The organism is Streptomyces sp. F001, assembly GCF_004187715.1.
Classification (GTDB): Bacteria; Actinomycetota; Actinomycetes; order Streptomycetales; family Streptomycetaceae; genus Streptomyces; species Streptomyces flavusporus.
This window is the reverse complement of the sequence record NZ_QZWF01000011.1, coordinates 144,508-162,642: the sequence shown is the minus strand read 5'-3', so window position 1 is coordinate 162,642 and position 18,135 is coordinate 144,508. Positions and strand designations below refer to the sequence as shown.

8 protein-coding genes and 2 pseudogenes are annotated in these 18,135 nt (G+C 71.0%); 6 read left to right on the top strand and 4 right to left on the bottom strand.

Annotated elements, in window-relative coordinates; translation table 11 throughout:
- Nucleotides 1-18: 18 nt before the first annotated feature.
- Together StrepF001_RS30815 and StrepF001_RS30810 are read left to right on the top strand one after the other, a co-directional pair.
- The gene (locus StrepF001_RS30815) at nucleotides 19-10,989 is read left to right on the top strand and encodes a non-ribosomal peptide synthetase (protein ID WP_129801479.1); all 10,971 of its coding nucleotides are present in this window, start codon (nucleotides 19-21) and stop codon (nucleotides 10,987-10,989) included.
- Entirely contained in the window at nucleotides 10,976-12,676 is a 1,701-nt protein-coding gene (locus StrepF001_RS30810) for an ABC transporter ATP-binding protein (protein WP_129801478.1), read from the top strand. Before StrepF001_RS30815 ends, StrepF001_RS30810 begins: the two co-directional genes overlap by 14 nt.
- Nucleotides 12,677-12,797: 121 nt before the next feature.
- Here the strand turns inward: StrepF001_RS30810 and StrepF001_RS30805 are convergent, their stop codons facing one another.
- Nucleotides 12,798-13,907, bottom strand: coding sequence for an alpha/beta hydrolase-fold protein (locus tag StrepF001_RS30805; protein ID WP_129801477.1), 1,110 nt, complete (start codon nucleotides 13,905-13,907; stop codon nucleotides 12,798-12,800).
- A gap of 89 nt (nucleotides 13,908-13,996) precedes the next feature.
- Here StrepF001_RS30805 and StrepF001_RS30800 point away from each other — a divergent pair, with 89 nt between their 5' ends.
- From StrepF001_RS30800 to StrepF001_RS30785, 4 genes are read left to right on the top strand one after another with little or no spacing between them, the layout of a single operon-like run.
- Nucleotides 13,997-14,209 (top strand): MbtH family protein, encoded by a 213-nt coding sequence (locus StrepF001_RS30800; protein WP_129801476.1) that lies wholly within the window; start codon nucleotides 13,997-13,999, stop codon nucleotides 14,207-14,209.
- 6 nt (nucleotides 14,210-14,215) lie between these two features.
- Entirely contained in the window at nucleotides 14,216-15,793 is a 1,578-nt protein-coding gene (locus StrepF001_RS30795) for an amidohydrolase (protein WP_129801475.1), read from the top strand.
- Nucleotides 15,790-16,026: a hypothetical protein gene (locus StrepF001_RS30790; protein WP_129801474.1), complete on the top strand. Its 237-nt coding sequence runs from the start codon at nucleotides 15,790-15,792 to the stop codon at nucleotides 16,024-16,026. The genes StrepF001_RS30795 and StrepF001_RS30790 overlap by 4 nt, the downstream gene beginning before the upstream one ends.
- Nucleotides 16,023-16,520 carry a GNAT family N-acetyltransferase gene (locus StrepF001_RS30785; RefSeq protein WP_206306993.1) on the top strand — a complete coding sequence of 166 codons (498 nt, stop codon included), beginning with the start codon at nucleotides 16,023-16,025 and terminating at the stop codon, nucleotides 16,518-16,520. Before StrepF001_RS30790 ends, StrepF001_RS30785 begins: the two co-directional genes overlap by 4 nt.
- On the opposite strand, the pseudogene StrepF001_RS48505 reads toward StrepF001_RS30785, so the two are convergent.
- The 3 genes and pseudogenes from StrepF001_RS48505 to StrepF001_RS30770 form a co-directional block, all read right to left on the bottom strand.
- A pseudogene (locus StrepF001_RS48505) lies at nucleotides 16,504-16,665 on the bottom strand (acetylglutamate kinase); the annotation flags it as partial. The gene StrepF001_RS30785 and the pseudogene StrepF001_RS48505 overlap by 17 nt on opposite strands.
- Before the next feature lie 55 nt (nucleotides 16,666-16,720).
- Nucleotides 16,721-16,909, bottom strand: a pseudogene (locus StrepF001_RS48500) (flavin reductase); the annotation flags it as partial.
- Nucleotides 16,910-17,168: 259 nt separating this feature from the next.
- Nucleotides 17,169-18,038 carry a helix-turn-helix transcriptional regulator gene (locus StrepF001_RS30770; protein ID WP_129801472.1) on the bottom strand — a complete coding sequence of 290 codons (870 nt, stop codon included), beginning with the start codon at nucleotides 18,036-18,038 and terminating at the stop codon, nucleotides 17,169-17,171.
- Between the last annotated feature and the right edge of the window lie 97 nt (nucleotides 18,039-18,135).

The following is an 18,135-nucleotide window of genomic DNA, read 5'->3' as shown; positions in this document are numbered from 1 at the left end:
AGGGATGCTGAGGCTTCGATGATGGAACCGAGCACTCGTCTCGTACGGCTTACTCCCGCGCGCCTGGCCGACGTACGCCGGCGGACCGGCGACTTCTCCGACCGGACCATCACCGAAGCATGCGCCGTCGGGCTGTCGTACTGGGCGACGGGCCGGAGTCCCGACGGCATCGACCTCACCCCCGGCACGCTGTTCGCCGACGTCCTCGCGTGGGTCGACAACGGCGGTGCCGGGCTCGGCGGTTGGGAGGTCGGCGCTAACGGCCGGAGCATCACCGTCCCGGAAGGTGTGGTGGCTGCCGAGGCGCAGCTCGCGCTGGACGACCTTTCCGACTTCCCGGACCGGCCCATCGGCACCATCGGCCCGTCCGGGGTGGCGGCGAGGCTCGAGGCCCTGGCCGAGTGGAACGACACCCGGGCCGACCGGGTCCGCCCGACCATTGTGGAGATGTTCCGCGAGCAGGCGCGGACCAGGCCGGACGCCGTCGCCGTCGTCGACGAGCACCGGACACTGACCTATCGTCAGGCGGCCGAACTCTCCAGCCAGTTGGCCCACCATCTGCTCGAACGCGGGCTCACCGCCGAACAGGTCGTCGGTATCTCACTGAGCCGCTCCGCCGACATGGTGATCGGGCTGCTCGCCGTGCTCCAGGCGGGGTGCGCGTTCGTGCCGCTCGATCCGCAGTGGCCCGCCGCGCGCCGAGCCGTCGTCATCGAGGACGCCCGGGTCGTGGTGCAGCTCAACGCCTCGGGCGAGCACGACCCGGCTGAACCGGAAGCCGTGGCCGTCGACCTGGGCGACTGGCGGTTCGGCTCCTACCCGACCGAGGGGACCGAGGCCACCGTCCTCGGCGACGCCCTGGCCTACGTGATCTTCACATCCGGTTCGACCGGGCGGCCCAAGGGCGCGATGATCCGGCACGAGGCGATCAGCGAGCGCCTGCTGTGGCAGGTGGGCGAGATCCTGGGCTTCGGTCACCACGACGCGTCGCTGTTCAAGGCGCCGCTGTCCTTCGACATCTCCATCAACGAGATCTTCCTGCCGCTGGTGTCCGGCGCCCGGCTGGTGGTCCTGCGGCCCGGCGGCGAACGCGACCCGCACCACCTGCTCAGCGTGATCGCCGAACAGCGCGTCACCTTCACGTACCTGGTGTCGTCCATGCTGGACGTGCTGCTGGAGATCGCGGGCGACTCCGGACGGCTGGGCAGCCTGCGGCACGTGTGGTGCGGCGGCGAGGTGCTGACCCCCGAGCTGTACGAGCGGTTCCGCACCAAGCTCGACATCCCCATGTACCACGGCTACGGCCCGGCCGAGACGACGATCGGCGTCTCGCACGTCATCTACCGGGGGGCGGCGGAACGCCTGTCGACATCGATCGGCAAGGCCAATCCCAACACCCAGCTGTACGTGCTCGACGACGAGCTGCGCCCGGTCCCCGTCGGGGTCGGCGGCGAGCTGTACGTGGGCGGCTTCCTCCTGGGGCGGGGGTACGTGGGTGCGCCCGGCCTGACGGCGTCCCGCTTCGTCGCGAACCCCTTCGCGAACGACGGTTCCCGGCTGTACCGGACCGGTGACCTCGCCCGGTTCGATCCGGACGGGTCGCTGGACTTCCTCGGCCGGGCCGACAACCAGATCAAGATCCGCGGTATGCGGCTGGAGATCGAGGACGTCGAGGTCGGTCTCGCGGAGCACCCCGGGGTACGCCACACCTGCGTCGTCGCGAAGAAGAACGCGGCCGGGGGCACCTACCTCGTGGGATACGTGATCCCGGCCGCAGGCAGCGAGGACCTGCGGGCGGACGAGGTCAGGACGTGGGCCGCCGAGCACATGGTCGAGTACATGGTGCCCGCCCACATCGTCGTGATGACGGAGTTCCCGCTCACCGCGAACGGCAAGCTCGACCGGAACGCGCTGCCCGAGCCTGCCGTCGGGACGGGCTCGCTCGTCCGGCCCACCACCGAGAACGAGCGCGCGGTGTGCGCGGCGGTCGCGTCCGTGCTGCGGCTCGAAGAGGTCGGCGTCGACCAGGACTTCTTCCAGCTCGGCGGAGACAGCATTCTGGCGATCTCGCTGCTGAGCGCGCTGCGCGACGCCGGCCTCTACGTCACGGCACGGCAGGTCTTCGCCCACAGCACCGTGGGGGCGCTGGCGGCGGTGGCGAGCCGTGAGGACGTCTCCACCGTGGACCACGGCGATGTTGCGACCGGTTCCGTCGTGGGCTCGCCCATCGTGCAGTGGCTCGGCGAGACCACGGACGCGATCGACGGCTTCGTGCAGTCGGTGGTGCTGAACACCCCGGCGGACCTGACCACCGACGCGCTCGACGCGATTCTCGCCGCCGTGGTCCGGCGGCACGACATGCTGCGCGCCACGCTGGTGCGCGGTGACCACTGGAGCTTCGACATCCCGGAGGCGGACCAGGCCGTCGCGGGGTGGCAGGAGAGCGACGGCCCGGTCGAGGAGTGCGTCGCGCTCGCCACCGAAGGGCTGGACCCGGCGGGCGGCGTGATGCTGCGGGCCGTATGGCGCCGTGAGGCACGGCAGCTGGTCCTGGCCGCCCATCACGTGGTGATCGACGGTGTGTCCTGGCGGGTCCTGATGGAGGACCTGGCCACGGCATGGCGGCAGTTCGCCTCAGGCGCGCCGATCGAGCTGCCCCTGGTGGGCACGTCGTTCCGGCGCTGGACGCAGCTGCTGGAACGTGCGGCGTTCGACGCGGACAGCGCCTACTACTGGCGTCCCCTGCCGGGAGCGGACGGGCCGGTGGGCAGGCGCGCGCTGTCCGAAGCCGACACCGTCGCGCGGGAGCGGCTGCGGACCGTCTCGGTCGGTCCCGAGGTCACGGCCGCGCTGCTGGGTGAGATCCCCGCGAAGTTCCACGCGGGCGTCAACGACGTCCTGCTCACCGCGCTCGCCGTCACCCTCGCCCGATGGCGCCGTGACCTCGGGCAGGACCAGACGTTCGCGCACATCGAACTCGAGGGCCACGGCCGCGAAGGACGGTTCGTGGCGGGCACCGCCGGCTTCGAGCCGGAACTGTCGCGGACCGTGGGCTGGTTCACCACCTTGTTCCCGGTGACCGTGGACCCCGGCGCAGCGGCCGACTTCACGGCTCCCGAGTATCTGGCCGCCGCGCTCAAGGCGGTCAAGGAGGACCTCGCCCGAGTTCCGGACAACGGCGTCTCCTACGGTGCCCTGCGGTACCTGACCCACACCGAGTTCGACGCGCCCGCACCGCAGGTGCTGTTCAACTACCTCGGCCGCTTCGATGCGGGCGCCTCCGGGGACTGGCAACTTGCGGGTACCACAGGTCAGTTGGGCGAGAAGCGCGACCCGAGGATGCGCCTGCCGCGTCCCCTGGAGTTCAACGCGATCGCCGAACCCGCGGCGAGTGGCGAGTACGAGCTGGTCACCACCATCTCCTGGCCCGACGGGATGTTCACCGACGAGGACATCGCGACCCTCGGCGAGTACTTCCGGGTGGCTCTGGCCGGGCTTGCCGCGCTCGACCAAGGCGGCCACTCTCCCAGCGACTTCGGCCTGGTGCCGCTCACTCAGGCCGATGTCGACGCCCTGGACGGCCCCCGGCTTCGGGACATCCTGCCGCTGACCCCGCTGCAGGAGGGCCTGTACTTCCACTCCGTCTTCGACGACGACTCGGCGGGCGCCTACGTCGAGCAGCAACTGCTGACGCTGGACGGAGAGGTGGACCCCGACCGGCTCGCGGCGGCGGCCACCCGGTTGCTCACGCTGTACCCGAACCTGGCCGCGCGGTTCGTGGCCCTCGCCGACGGCCGTGTGGTCTCCGTACTGGAGAACGGTGTGGAGGCGCCGTTCACCACGCTGGACCGCCCCGGCATCACCGACGACGAGATACGCGACTACGCCGAGCGGGACCGCCGCGCCGGGTTCGACCTGGCCACCGGCCCGCTGATGCGGTACACGCTCCTTCGCGCAGGCTCCGGCCGGAACGTCCTGGTGCAGACCGTGCACCACATCATCGCCGACGGCTGGTCGGTGCCACCGATGCTCCACGCGCTGCTGGCCGAGTACCACGCGCCGGGGAGCATCTACCCCGTCGGCGGCTTCCCCGACTACGTACGCTGGCTGGCCGGCCGCGACGAGGACGAGAGCGCCCGGGTGTGGCGCGAGCAACTCGCTGACCTGCCGGGCCCTTCGCTGGTCGCCGAGGGACACACCCCGTCCGACCGGTTCGCCGACACCGCCGTGGAGCCGGCGGACGACATCGACGCGGCCGCCCGGTCGGCCGGCGTGCCGCTGAGCGTGGCCGTGCACAGCGCCTGGGCGGTGACGCTGGGCGGCATCCTGCACAGCAGGGACGTGGTGTTCGGCTCCACGGTGTCCGGGCGCGACGCGGAGGTGCCCGGTATCGAGGACATGGTGGGTCTGTTCATCAACACGATCCCCGTACGAGCTCGTTGGACCGGTACGACCACTTCCAGTGACCTGCTTGCCTCGGTACGGGAGCACCAGAGCGCGGTACTGTCGCACCAGCATGTCTCGCTGGCCAGGATCGGCCGCCAGGCCGGCGCCGGTGGCCCCCTGTTCGACACCCTGGTGGTGTTTGACGTCGCGACCGATGTGGACGGTCTGCGGGGGTCCGGCGATGAGCTGGTCATCACCGACATCGTGAACGAGGGCGCTCCGCACTACCCGTTGACGCTGGTGGTGGAGCGGGCGGTCGACGGTCGTCCGCGCTTCAACCTGATCTACGACGGTGAGCTGTTGGGGGAGACAAGCGTCCGGGAGATCCTGCGTACGTTCACCTCGACCCTCACCGGCCTGCTCACCCGGCCGGACGTCCAGGTCGACGACCTGGGGCCCGGGAACGCCGGGCGACCCGCGCGGATCCTCCCGACGACCTTGGGCGGACTGTTCGACGCCGCCGCGCACCGCGACCCGGCCGCCACCGCCGTCACACAGTGCGGTCTCGACGGCGGGACCCGGTCCCTGACCTACGGCGAACTGGCAGACGCGAAGAAGGAGTTGGCCTCGGCCCTGCGCGCGGCCGGTGTCGGGCCCGGCAAGCGGGTCGCCGTCGCCGTCCCGCGCTCCGTCGAGCAGGTGGTCGCCCTGGTCGCGATCGTCAGCGCGGGCGGCGCGTACGTGCCGCTGGACCTGGCCTACCCGGACGAACGGCTGGAGTACATCCTCGCCGACGCCGCTCCGCAGGTCGTTCTGGTGGAGCGTGAGCAGCGGGACCGCTTCACGGAACTGCTGGCCCGGGCGGGCGTGTCGGCCCGCGTGCTCGTGCAGGGAGACGAACTGCCGGTGGGGGACACCACCGAGCCCGAGGTCAGCTGGCACGACCCCGCGTACGTGATCTACACGTCCGGATCGACCGGCCGGCCCAAGGGTGTCGTCGTCCCGCACTCCAGCGTGGTGACGCTGCTCGCGAACACCCGGTCCGACATGGACTTCGGCCCGCACGACGTGTGGGTCCAGTTCCACTCCTTCTCCTTCGACTTCGCGGTCTGGGAGCTGTGGGGCGCGCTGGCGTACGGCGGTGAGCTGCTGGTGCCGGAGTACGGGCTGACCCGTTCCCCGGTCGACTTCCACCGGCTGGTCCGCGAGCGCTCAGTGACCGTGCTCAACCAGACCCCGTCGGCGTTCTACCAGTTCATCGAGGCCGACCGGCATGCCGGTGAGCCGGTCACCGCACTGCGCCGGATCATCTTCGGCGGCGAGGCGCTGGATCTGGGGCGGCTGCGCGGCTGGGTCGAGCGGTACGGCACCGGTTCGCCCGAGCTGGTCAACATGTACGGCATCACCGAGACCACCGTCCATGTCACCCACCGGGTGCTGACCGACGAGGACTTCGCCTCCGGCGACGACGTCAGCCCGATCGGCGGTCCGATACCCGGCCTGGTCACCTACCTGCTCGACGACCGGCTCCGGCCGGTGCCGCCGGGCCGGGTGGGCGCCATCTACGTCGCCGGCGACCAGGTGTCGCTCGGCTACCTGGGCAGGCCCGGGCTCACCGCGGGACGGTTCGTGGCGAACCCGTTCGCGGGCGACGGCTCCCGCATGTACCACACGGGCGACCTCGCCCGCCGCACGCTCGACGGCGAGCTGGAGTTCGTCGGCCGTGCCGACGACCAGGTGCAGCTCAAGGGATTCCGCATCGAGCTCGGCGAGGTGGAGTCCGCGATCAGGGAACTCGACGGCGTGGTCGATGTGGCCGTCACCGTGGCGGACAGCGGCGACCACCTGGTCGCGCACGTCGTGGGCCGGGTGCCCCGTGACGTCACCGAGCAGCTGTCCACGAAGCTGCCCGTGCACATGGTGCCGGGCCGGGTGCTGCCGGTCGACGCGCTGCCGCTGACGGTCAACGGCAAGCTGGACCGGAAGGCCCTGGCCGAGCGCGCAGCCGCGCCCCAAAGGGGCGCGGGGCTGTATCGATATGCGGCTCCGCCGGGGGACGCGACAAGCCACGACGCACCCGCAGGCGAAGACGCTGCTGTCGTGGCACTTCCTTCCGCGCTCGCCACACTCGTCGACATCTTCGGCGAAACGTTGCCCGGCAACGATGTGGCCCCCGACACCGACTTCTTCCGCGCCGGAGGCGACAGCATCCTCGCCATCACCGTGATCAACCGGGCCAGGGCGCTCGGCCTGCCGATCGCGCCCCGGGACGTGTTCCTGCTCAGGACGCCGCGTGCGCTCGCCGAGCACCTGGGGACCCTCGGGACGAGCACACCGCCCGCGGCCCCTGCCCGCCGCGAGGACGGCCCGCTGACGCCGACGCCGATCATCCTGCGCCAGCGCGAACTGGGCGGATCACTCGCCCGGTTCGCCCAGGCCAGGACGCTGGTGGCGCCCGAGGGCGCCGGGCTCGCCGACGCCGAGCGTGCCGCGAACGCCGTCGTGGCCGCACACCCGGCCCTCCGGCTGCGGCTGCGCGTCGAGCACGGGGTGTGGGCACTGCGCACCGAACCCGCCCGCCAGGTCACCGTCGTACGACCGGACACGACCGATGCCACCACGGCGGCGAACGAAGCCGCCGGACGGCTCGACCCCGAGTCCGGGGACGTCATCGCGTTCTCATGGCTGGAGGCGAGCCGGACCCTGGTCGTCACGGTGCACCACCTCGCCGTCGACTCGGTGTCCTGGCTGATCCTGCTGGACGACCTGGCCACTGCCCTGCGCGGAGAGACCCTGGCGCCGCCGACCACGTCGTACGCCGAGTACGCCGAAGCACTGACGCTCCGGTCCGCCCACGCCGTCGACGACCTCGGGCACTGGGTCACCACGCTCCAGGCACCCACGCTGCTGCCCACGGTCGAGCGGCTGCGGGAGACCACGGTCGTGCTCGCGCCCGAAGTGAGCCACCGCGTGACGCGTACCGCGCCCGCCGCACTCGGCGTCGGTCTCACCGAGTTGCTGTGCGGTGCGCTGCGCACCGCGCTGACCCACATCCAGCCGTCGCCCACCGATCTCGCGATCGAGCTGGAGCGGCACGGCCGGGTCCCGGTCCTCGAACACCACGACTACACCCGCACGGTCGGCTGGTTCACCTCCATCGCGCCCGTACGGCTCACCGCGCACACCGACCCCGTCGCCGCGGCGCGCGAGGTCACCGAACGCCAGCCGGACGAGCGCGCGCACGTCGCCTACGGCCGGCTCAGGTACCTCAACCCACAGACGGCCCCCCTGCTGAACGCCCGCCCGCAGGTGCTGTTCAACTACCTCGGCCGGGGCAGCGAGTCCCAGGCCCTGCACATCACCGGCGGCGACCAGGGCAGCCCGTACGCCGTCGAGGTCAACGCGTGGCTCGACGAGGCCACCGGCAGCCTGCACGCGGCCTTCACCCTCGCCGAGGGCATCCCCGACGAGCTCACCGAACACTGGCGGAGCGCACTGGAACGCATCGCGGACGCCTCCGCGACAGCCGAGCGCACCGCACCGGTCACCCCGCTCCAACGCGGCCTGTACTTCCAGGCCCAGATGGCCGGCACGGCCGGACCCTACGTCGCACAGAGCTGGTTCACCTTCGACCGGCGCCTGGACACCGACGCGCTGGCCGAGGCGATGGCGTACGTGATCGCGCGGCACCCGGTCGTGGGCGCCGGCTTCACGACCGACGACGACGGAAATCCGGTCCAGATCCTCAGCGCGGGGCGGCAAGTCGCCGCCCGTACCGTCGAGTTGGCGACGGACGCGGAAGTCGAAGCCCTGCGCGTCCGGGACCGCGACACGGGATTCGACCCCGGTGAGCCGCCGCTGATCCGGCTGACCGTGGTGCGGCTGCCCGACGACCGCGACGGTCTGCTGCTGAGCTACCACCTGCTGCTGTGGGACGGCTGGTCCCGCGAGATCGTGCTGCGGGACCTGTTCGACGCCTATCAGGCCGTCGTAGCGGGCGAGCCGTGGGACACGACCCCGGCCACGCCGGGCTTCGAGGACCACGCCCGGGCGCTCGACGCCAAGGACCCCGCCGTAGCGGAACGCTTCTGGGCGGATCACCTGGCCGGCCTCCCCGGCCCGACGCTGCTCGCCGGACCGGCGCCGTCCCTCTCGGACGACCTGCCGCGCGCACTCGTGCACACGCTGTCCGCCGAACAGTCGGACCTGCTGCGGGAAGCGGCCAGGGCGCACGGCGTCACGCTGAACTCGGTGCTGACCGGCGCGTTCGGCCTCCTCCTCGGCGCCCGCACGGGCCGCAGTGACGCCGTGTTCGGCGTGACCGTCTCGGGCCGGGAGGGCGAAGGCCTGGACGGCATCGTCGGTGTGCTGCTCAACACCGTGCCGATGTGGACGCGGGCCCGGCCGGACGACACGGTCCGCGCGTACCTGTCGGCCGTGCAGGCGGCCAGGGTCGAGGCGATGGAGCACGAGCACCTCGGCCTCGGCGAGATCCAGCGGGCCAGTGGGCACGACACCCTGTTCGACAACCTGTTCGTGCTCCAGAACTTCCTGGACATGGACGCGTTCGCCGAGATGAACGCCCGGCACGGCATCACCTCGGTGAAGGCCGATGACTCCACGCACTACCCGTTCACGTGGGTCGTCACGCCCGGCGACCGGCTCACGGTCAAGCTGGAGTACCGCGACGAGGACACCGAGAACGCCCGTCGTCTCCTCGACGACTATCTGCGCGTCCTCGAGGACCTGGCCCGGTCGACCGGACCGGTCGGCGCGCTGCCGGGTCTGGGGCCGGAGCCTGAACCCGCCGAACGCACGGACGTCGGCACGGACACCGTCGTTGACCGGTTCGACCAGGCGGCGGACCGTGATCCGGAGCGGGTGGCGCTCGTCGCGCACGGCTCGACCATGACCTTCGCCCAACTCCGGGACCGCAGCCGCGCGGTGGCGGGTGTGCTCGCCGGGCGCGGTATCGGCCCCGAGAGGACCGTGGGTCTCGCGATCCCGCGTTCCCTCGACTCGATCGTGGCGCTGTTCGCCGTGCTGCGCGTCGGCGCCGCGTACGTACCGCTGGAGCTGGACCACCCGGACGAGCGGATCGCCGCGATCGTCGCGGACGCCCGCCCGGACGTGATCCTCACCGTGAGCGCCGTGTCGCCCCGGCTGACCCCGCTGACCGGCGACCTGATCGAGCTGGACCGCCCCCTGCCCGCCGCCGAGCCGTATCTGACGTTCGCGCCGGACGACCCGGGCCGACTGCGGCACCCCGCGTACACGATCTACACCTCCGGCTCGACCGGGAAGCCCAAGGGCGTGGTGACCGAGTACGCCGGGCTCACCAACATGCTGATCAACCACCAGCGCCGGATATTCGAGCCGGTGCTGGCGGAGCACGGCCACCGGGTCTTCCGGATCGCGCACACTGTGTCGTTCGCGTTCGACATGTCGTGGGAGGAGTTGCTGTGGCTCGCCGACGGTCATGAAGTGCACATCTGTGACGAGGAGTTGCGCCGTGACGCGCCCCGGTTGGTCGAGTACTGCCTCGAGCACGGCATCGACGTCATCAACGTGACCCCGACCTACGCGCAGCAGCTGGTGGCCGAGGGGCTGCTCGACAATCCGGCACGACGGCCGGCGCTGGTGCTGCTGGGCGGCGAGGCCGTCACCCCGACGCTGTGGCAGCGGCTCGCGGAGACCGAGGGGACGGTCGGCTACAACCTGTACGGACCCACCGAGTACACCATCAACACCCTCGGCGTCGGCACCTTCGAGTGCCAGGACCCGGTGGTGGGAGTCGCGATCGACAACACGGACGTGTACGTGCTGGACCCATGGCTGCGGCCGCTGCCGGACGGCGTTCCCGGCGAGCTGTACGTGTCCGGCATCGGCATCGCGCGCGGCTATCTCGGGCAGCCCGCCCAGACCGCGCACCGCTTCGTCGCCTGCCCGTTCGGCGAACCCGGCGAGCGCATGTACCGCACCGGGGACCTGGTGGTCCGCCGGTCCGACGGGAACCTGATGTACCTGGGCCGCACCGACCAGCAGGTCAAGATCCGGGGGCACCGGGTCGAACTCGGCGAGGTCGAGGCCGTGTTCGCGGCGCACCCCGCGGTGCGGTTCGTCGCCGCGGTCGCCCAGCCCGACCCGCAGGTCGACGGCGCGTACCGGCTGGCCGCCTATCTCGTCCTCGACGGCTCCGACCTGGCGGCGATCGCCGCCGAGGTGGGCGCCGGGCTGCCGGACTTCCTGCGCCCGACGCACTACGCCCAGGTCGACAGCATCCCGCTGACGGTGAACGGGAAGGCTGACACCAAGGCGCTGCCGGAGGCCAAGCCGCTCGGCGCGCTGACCACGGCGGGGGAGCGCGGCCCGGAAACCGAGACCGAGACCACGGTCTGCGAGTTCTTCGCCGAGGCACTGGACCTGGACGACGACGAGGTGAGCGCGGTGAGCGACTTCGTGTCCCTCGGAGGTCACTCCATGCTGGCGGTGCGGCTGATCGGGCTGCTCCGCCGGGAGTACGGTCCTGTGATCACGATCCGCGATCTGTTCACCCTGCGCACCCCGGAAGCGATTGCCCGCCACCTCGATGACCACTCCTGACACGCAGCGGCCCCGCCCGGGGTCCGACATCCTCCGGACCGCACTGCGCCGCAACATCGGCGCCATGGCCTGGGGCACCCTCCTCATGGGCCTGTACCAGGCGGGGGAGACCGCCTTCCCCATCGCACTCGGCCTGATCGTCGAGCACACGATGCGGGACCGGAGCCTCGGCGCGCTCGGCCTGTCGATCGGCGCGCTGGCCGTGATCATCACGACGGTGTCGCTGTCGTGGCGGTTCGGGATGCGCATCCTGCAGAAGGCCAACACGACCGAGGCGCACCGCTGGCGGGTGAAGGTCGCGGCCTGCGGCCTTCAACCGGTGGCCAGGGACGTCGACCTGAAGTCCGGCGAGGTGCTGACCATCGCCACCGAGGACGCCGACCAGACCGCCGACATCATCGAGGTGGTGCCGCTGCTGATCAGCTCGCTGGTCGCGGTGCTGGTCGCGGCGGTCGCGCTGGGCCTGGCCGACATCCGGCTCGGTCTGCTGGTGATCGTGGGAACCGTCGCGATCCTGTCGATCCTGAGCGTGCTGTCCCAGCGGATCGGCTCCAGTACCCAGGAACAGCAGGCCCGGGTGGCGCGGGCGGGCGCGAAGGTCGCCGACCTGATCACCGGCCTGCGCCCGCTGCACGGCTTCGGCGGCAACCACGCGGCGTTCCGGTCCTACCGGAAGGTCAGTACGGAGGCGAAGCTCCAGGCGATCACCGTCGCCAAGGTGAACGGCGCGTACGCGGGCACCGCGCTGGCCCTCAACGCGGTCCTCGCCGCCGCCGTGACCCTGACGGCCGGCTGGCTGGCGTTCAACGGCCGGATCAACATCGGGGAACTCGTCATGGCCGTGGGGCTGGCGCAGTTCATCATGGAACCGCTCAAGCTGTTCTCCGAGATGCCCAAGTACGTGATGATCGCGCGCGCTTCCGCCGAGCGGATGGCGCTGGTGCTGACCGCGCCGCCGGTCACGACCCCAGGGCCTCAGCGCCCGGCCACGGGCGGAGACCTCGAGATCGACTGCGTCCGCTACGGGACCCTGCGGAATCTGAAGTTCCAGGTGACCGCCGGCGAGTTCGTGGCGATCGCCCCCTACCAGCCGCGCGCGGCGGCCGACCTCGCGTCCGTCCTGGCTGTGAACGTCCCGCCCGACGCGTACGAGGGAGTGGTGCGGGTCAGCGGGCAGGAGCTCGCGGACCTGTCGATCGAGGCGGTCCGCGCACACATGCTGGTGAACCCCTACGACGGGGAGATCTTCGCGGGCACCCTCCGCACGAACATCGACCCCTCGGGCACCAGCCGAACGGTCCCCGAGGCCGTCGAGGCGTCCATGCTGACCGACGTCGTCGCCCTGCACCGCGAAGGGCTCGACTACGCCGTCCGCGACCGCGGCGCGAACCTCTCCGGGGGACAGCGCCAACGGCTGTCCCTGGCCCGCGCTTTGGCCGCCGACACCGAGGTCCTCGTCCTCCACGACCCGACGACAGCCGTCGACGCGGTCACCGAACAGCTCATCGCGCGCAACGTCGCAAAGCTGCGCCGCGGCCGCACCACCATCGTGATCACCAGCAGCCCGGCCCTCCTGGACGCCGCGGACCGGGTCCTCGTCCTGGACGACGGCGTCATCACGGCAGAGGACACGCATAGGAACCTCCTCGCCAAGGACGAGGCCTACTGCCTGGCGGTGGCGCGGTGACGCGCCCCGAAAGGGGCGCGGGGCTGTATCAATATGCGGCTCCGCCGCGATGGGGGTCCCCCCCGCTCGAGCGAAGCCGAGAGTGGGGGAGCGACCAGCCCCCACCGGCCTGCAGGTCTATTCACCGCCCTGCCCGCGGAGCGCCCAGCGCCCATGCGACATCCCTGAGCAGCGCGTGCCGCCAGCCCGCACGGTCGTGGTCCGATGCCGACCGCGAGACCCGAACAGTCGCACCGGCCTGCTCGGCCAGGGTCTCCACCAGCTCGCAGTGCGGCAGCATCCCCCTCTCGTGTTCCCCCACGTCGAACGCGATCCGCAGCCCGGACAGGTCGGGGCGCTCCCGCAGCCGCGCGGCGATGGCGCCGCCGACCGGGCCACCCAAGGGATCCGCCAGATCCATGGAATCAGGTGTCCACCAGAACGAGCCGGACTGGCAGGCGACGCGAGACACCAACTCCGGGTACTCCAGCGCCGCGTACATCGCGCTCAGCCCGCCGAGGCTCTGCCCGGCGACCACCAGCCGGTCCCGGTCGGCGGGTACGCCGCTCTCCGCCACCAACGGCAGCAGTTCGTCCCGGACCGCCTCCCACAGCTCGGGCCTGCACGCGAACTCGGCCGCCCTGTCCTTGGCCGGAAGGAAGACGAGGGTGACCGGGGGCAGCTCGCCACTGGCGACGGCCGAGTCGAACGCGGTCATGGCCGGGTGCAGGTACAGCCAGTCGTCCCCGTCGAGCAGCAGGACCACCGGTCCACCGCCGCCCGCCGGATGGACGCGGACGGTACGCCGCCCGCCGAGCCGTTCGCTGCTCCAGCGGAGCCGGGTACGCGGCAGGGGAAGGACGTCGGCCGCGCCGACGACGGGCCAGTGCGGCTGGGCCGGGGCGTCCGGGGTCGCGGCGATGGACCGGTCACCGCCCGCACCGACCGGGTTGAACGGGTCGGCGTACGCCTCGTCGCCCACGAGGAACTGGTAGGTCACCCACAGCCGCGCAGGCATGCGCACCTCGGCGTACCAGCAGTCCGTGTCGCCCCATCGGCGCAGGGGGGCCGGCTCCGACCAGCTCTCGAAGCCGATGCTCGCCGCTTTGGACCCGCGCCGCAGGAACAGGGTCACCCAACCGTCGCCGTCGGGTATCGACGCCGGTGTCCTCGCAGTCGCCCAGAACTCGTCGGTGCCGGGTGCGCCGGACAGTCCGAACGCGACGAAGGCGTCTTCCCCCACCAACCTCATGAACGTCTCCTTGTGGAGCGGAAACCGAGAAGGCTAAGCTCATTTTTGATTAGGCGAGCCTAACCTAATTCTCCAGGAGGCCACCGCACATGAGCACCAACCCCTTCGACGACGCCGACGGCCGTTTCCTCGTCCTCGTGAACGACGAGGGCCAGCACTCGCTCTGGCCGTCCTTCGCGGACGTACCCGGGGGGTGGACGATCGCCTTCGAGGAGAACACCCGGGACGCCTGCCTGGAGTTCGTCGAGGCCAACTGGACGGACCTGCGCCCCCGTTCGCTCGCTGAGTCCATGGACGCCTGACGCCCGATGCTCAGCACCAGATTGACGAACGCCCGCTTCCTCACCATGGACCCCGGCCACCCTGTCGCCCACGACCTGGGCATCTGGCGGGGCCGGATCGTCGGCCTGGACGAGGCCGTGACCTCCCTGCCCGCCCGCGAGGTGGTCGACCTGCAGGGCGCCACCGTGCTGCCCGGGTTCATCGACGCCCATGTCCACCTGGCCTGGACCGGGTTCAAGCAGAACACCCCGAGCATCGCGGGGTGCACGCGGATCGACGACGTGCTCGCCGTCGTGGAGGAGGCCGTCATCCGGAAGGGCTCGCCCGGCACCTGGGTGAGCATCGCCGGCTACGACCAGCGGGCCCTGGGCCGTCATCTGACCGCCGCCGAACTGGACAAGGTCAGCCACGGGCACAAGGTGTTCATGCTGCACGACTCCGGGCACGGCTGCGTCGTCAACTCCGCCGTACTCGACCTGCTCCCCGCCGGCATCCCGCACGAGAACGGCTTCCTCGCCGAGGGTGCCATGGGCGCCGCCCGCGCACTGCGCCTGCCCCACTCCCAGGAGGAACTGGCCGAGGCGATCGGGCGCGCCGCCCGGACCTGCCTGGCCGAGGGCGTCACGGCCTGCGCCGAGGCCGGAATCGGCGGCACCCTCCTGGGCCACAGCCCGGTCGAGCTGGGCGCCTACCAACTCGCCTGCGAGAAGAGCTTGTTGCCGCTGCGTGTGCAGCTCATGGTGTCTGCCGACCGGCTGCACCCGGTCGCCGCCCACGAAGCCGACGGGATTCCCCGGGCCCTCGACCTCGGCCTGCGCACCGGCTTCGGCAACGACCGGCTCTCCGTGGGCGCGCTGAAGATCTTCACCGACGGCGGCATGATGGCCCGGACCGCCGCGCTCAGCAGCCCGTACGAAGGGCTGGACCACACGGGCCAGTTGCAGGACGACCCGGACGTGCTCGCGGACACGATCGTGGACGGCCACCTCGCCGGGTGGCAGCTCGCCGTCCACGCGATCGGCGACCACGCGGCCGACGTCGCCCTGGACGCCCTGGAGCGGGCCCAGCGCCTCCGGCCGCGCCCCGGCGCCCGGCACCGCATCGAGCACGCCGGCCTGATCCGCCCCGACCAGCTCCCGCGCTTCGCGCAGCTCGGCATCAGTGCGGTCGTCCAGCCCAACTTTCTGCGCTACTTCGGCGACGACTACGCGGCGATCATGGGCGAGGAGCGGGCCCCGTGGCTCTATCGCGGCAGGGCGTTCCTGGACCACGGCATCACGCTGGTGGGCAGCTCCGACCGCCCCGTCACGGACGGATCCCCGCTGCGGGCCATCCAGTTCATGGTCGAGCGCGCCTCCGAGTCCGGCCAGGTGATCGGCCCGGACGAGGGCATCACCGTCGACGAGGCCCTGCGCGCCTACACGGTCGCCGGCGCCTTCGCCTGCCACTGGGAGGACAACCTCGGAAGCCTCACCCCGGGCAAGTTCGCCGACCTGGTCGTACTCGGCGACGACCCCCGGCGCGTCGACACGTCCCGCATCGGAGACATCGAGGTGGTGGCGACGTACGTCGACGGCCGTGAAACCGACAGGTCGGTGTCATGAGCAGGAAGGCGGCGGTTGTGGAGAGCTACGCGCACCTCTGGGAGGAACAGGGGTTACGGCGTCGCTGGGTCGTCTGGAACACGGCCGGCGAGACCCTGGTCTTCGACCGGGAGACCAACTGCCCCGTGGACATCGGCGACGAGTCGGTCCTGCACGAGGTTCTGCGCAGGATGCGCGCAGCGGGCGTACCCGAGACCGACGACTATCCGGGCCGCCCGTGCGCGGAGGGGTGACCGGGCCGCATACGCTCCTCGCGCCGACGTTCTCCGTGCGCGTCGCCCGTGCGGAGGACGCTGCCGCACTCGCCGACCTGTCCCGGCCCTTCGTTCGCTCGGGGGCGCTGCGGGAGCGGCCCGTATCGCTCTACGCCACCCATGCGGCCGACTTCCTCGTGACGGAGACCCCCGCAGGCACCCTCGAAGGCTGCGTGGGCCTGCGCGTGCACCCGGCCGGCCCGGGGGAGGGCCGCAGGGCCGCGGGCGTCGTGTACAACTTCTGCGTAGCCGGGCAGAGGCAGGGAAGCGGAGTGGGGGCCGGGCTCCTGCACGCCGTGCTGGCCAGGGCGCGCGCCCTGTCGCTCGGTGGCCTGTTCACGGCGACGACCGGCAGTGGCGGCCTGTTCCTCCGGTGCGGCTTCACGCCCACGACTGCGCGCCTGGCGCCTCAGTCCTGGGCAGAGTCCCTGGACCCACGGCGCAATGCGCGGATCCTCAGAAGGATCCTGTGACCGGGCTGCTGTCGGGAACTACGGTGGTGCCGGGCCCGTCCTCGTCGAGGACGCCTCGCAGTACCGCGTGCGGCACGCGGCCGTCGAGTACGTGCGCCCTGCGCACGCCGCCGCGGACGGCCCGCAGGCAGCCCTCCATCTTCGGCCACGAGCGGTGCCTGGACCTTCTCACCGGCTATGGCGGTCAGGTCGAACTCCTTGAACTTGTCCACGTCGGCGCCGGAGCAGTTGCCGATGTCGACCACGGTGGTGGCCATGTCCGCCGTCGGGACCGAGATGACGCACTCACCGGTTTCGACGAGGGCCTGGTAGCTGTGGTCCCAGGGGCCGATGGTGCACGCAATCAGCGGTGGGGCGTGGCGCACCATCATGTTGAACCCGTTGGTCATCACGTTGGGGATGCCGCGGTGCTGGGTGGTGACCAGGATGACGGGGCCGGGTTCGATCAGACGGTGAACCTGGTCCAGGGGGTGGGGCTGAAGGTCCTTCACGGTGATCATGTCTGCTCCTGGCGCCGTGCGATCTGCGCGCCGGCATCCCGGCCGGCGCATTGCTTGTCGCATCGAGTGTCGGCAGATGGGCGCACCGCGATGAAGGCTGCGTTGTTCCTAGGTGCGGCAGGACCGGCCTCCACCAGGGCTCACGTGCTCATTCGTCGACGGCGACGTCGGCCACGGGCACGGCCGTCCGGGCGTCCTTCGGCTGGGTGGCCATGGCCCTCAGCGTCTCGAAGGCGGCTGCCGTCGGGCTGGCCGGCTCGGCTTGATAGACCACCAGTTGCTGGTGCGGAGCCCCGTTGACGGTGAACGCCGCGAAATTGATGTGCAGGTCTCCGACCTGTGGGTGCTTGAGATGCTTGCCCTCTTGGGACTTGCTCTTGACGTCGTGCAGCTGCCAGATTTCGGCGAACTCCTCGCTCTGGGCGGACAGTTCCGCTACGACTTCGGCGATGCGGGCCGATTCGGGGTCGTGTCCGTAGGCGGCCCTGATTTCGGCGACGCAGGAATGCGCGGCTCGCTCCCATTCCTGGTAGAACTCACGCCCGGCGGGGTCGACGAACACCATGCGGGCGAGGTTGTCGAACTTCTCGAACCCGCTGTGGAGGGTCGTGGCGAGGGAGTTGGCCGCCATGATGTCGAGGGCCGGGCCGACGACGAAGGCCGGAGTGTGCTCCCATCCGTCCATCAGCTGCAACAACTGCTGGCTCACGTCCGTCTCGCCCCAGTCGCGCGGGCGTTGTGACGCGGTGAGGCAGAGGCGGTTGAGATGGTCGGTGGCCTCCGCGTCCAGTTTCAGCGCCTGCGCCACGGCGTCGAGGACCTGTGGCGAGGGGCTGTTCTCGCGCCCCTGTTCCAGCCTGATGTAGTAGTCGGAACTGACTCCGGCGAGCAGCGCCACTTCCTCTCTGCGTAGCCCGGGAACCCTGCGTCGCCCGTGTTCGGGCAGACCGACGTCGTGTGGCTTCAGGGCTTCTCGGCGGGCTCGGAGGAAATCACCCAAAGGTGTCCCATTGCTCATGCGGCAAGAGTAGATGCATTTCAGCCGATGAGAACTATCGGCCGCACACCATGGCACCACGTAGTACGGCATTCACGAAGGGTAGTCATCCGCCTTG

What these genes read in the sequence shown, in the direction of transcription:
- StrepF001_RS30810 (WP_129801478.1), top strand. Translation starts at nt 10,976, where the DNA reads ATGACCACTCCTGACACGCAGCGGCCCCGCCCGGGGTCCGACATCCTC.
- StrepF001_RS30815 (WP_129801479.1), top strand. Translation starts at nt 19, where the DNA reads ATGATGGAACCGAGCACTCGTCTCGTACGGCTTACTCCCGCGCGCCTG.
- StrepF001_RS30790 (WP_129801474.1), top strand. Translation starts at nt 15,790, where the DNA reads ATGAGCAGGAAGGCGGCGGTTGTGGAGAGCTACGCGCACCTCTGGGAG.
- StrepF001_RS30770 (WP_129801472.1), bottom strand. Translation starts at nt 18,038, where the DNA reads ATGAGCAATGGGACACCTTTGGGTGATTTCCTCCGAGCCCGCCGAGAA.
- StrepF001_RS30795 (WP_129801475.1), top strand. Translation starts at nt 14,216, where the DNA reads ATGCTCAGCACCAGATTGACGAACGCCCGCTTCCTCACCATGGACCCC.
- StrepF001_RS30805 (WP_129801477.1), bottom strand. Translation starts at nt 13,907, where the DNA reads ATGAGGTTGGTGGGGGAAGACGCCTTCGTCGCGTTCGGACTGTCCGGC.
- StrepF001_RS30800 (WP_129801476.1), top strand. Translation starts at nt 13,997, where the DNA reads ATGAGCACCAACCCCTTCGACGACGCCGACGGCCGTTTCCTCGTCCTC.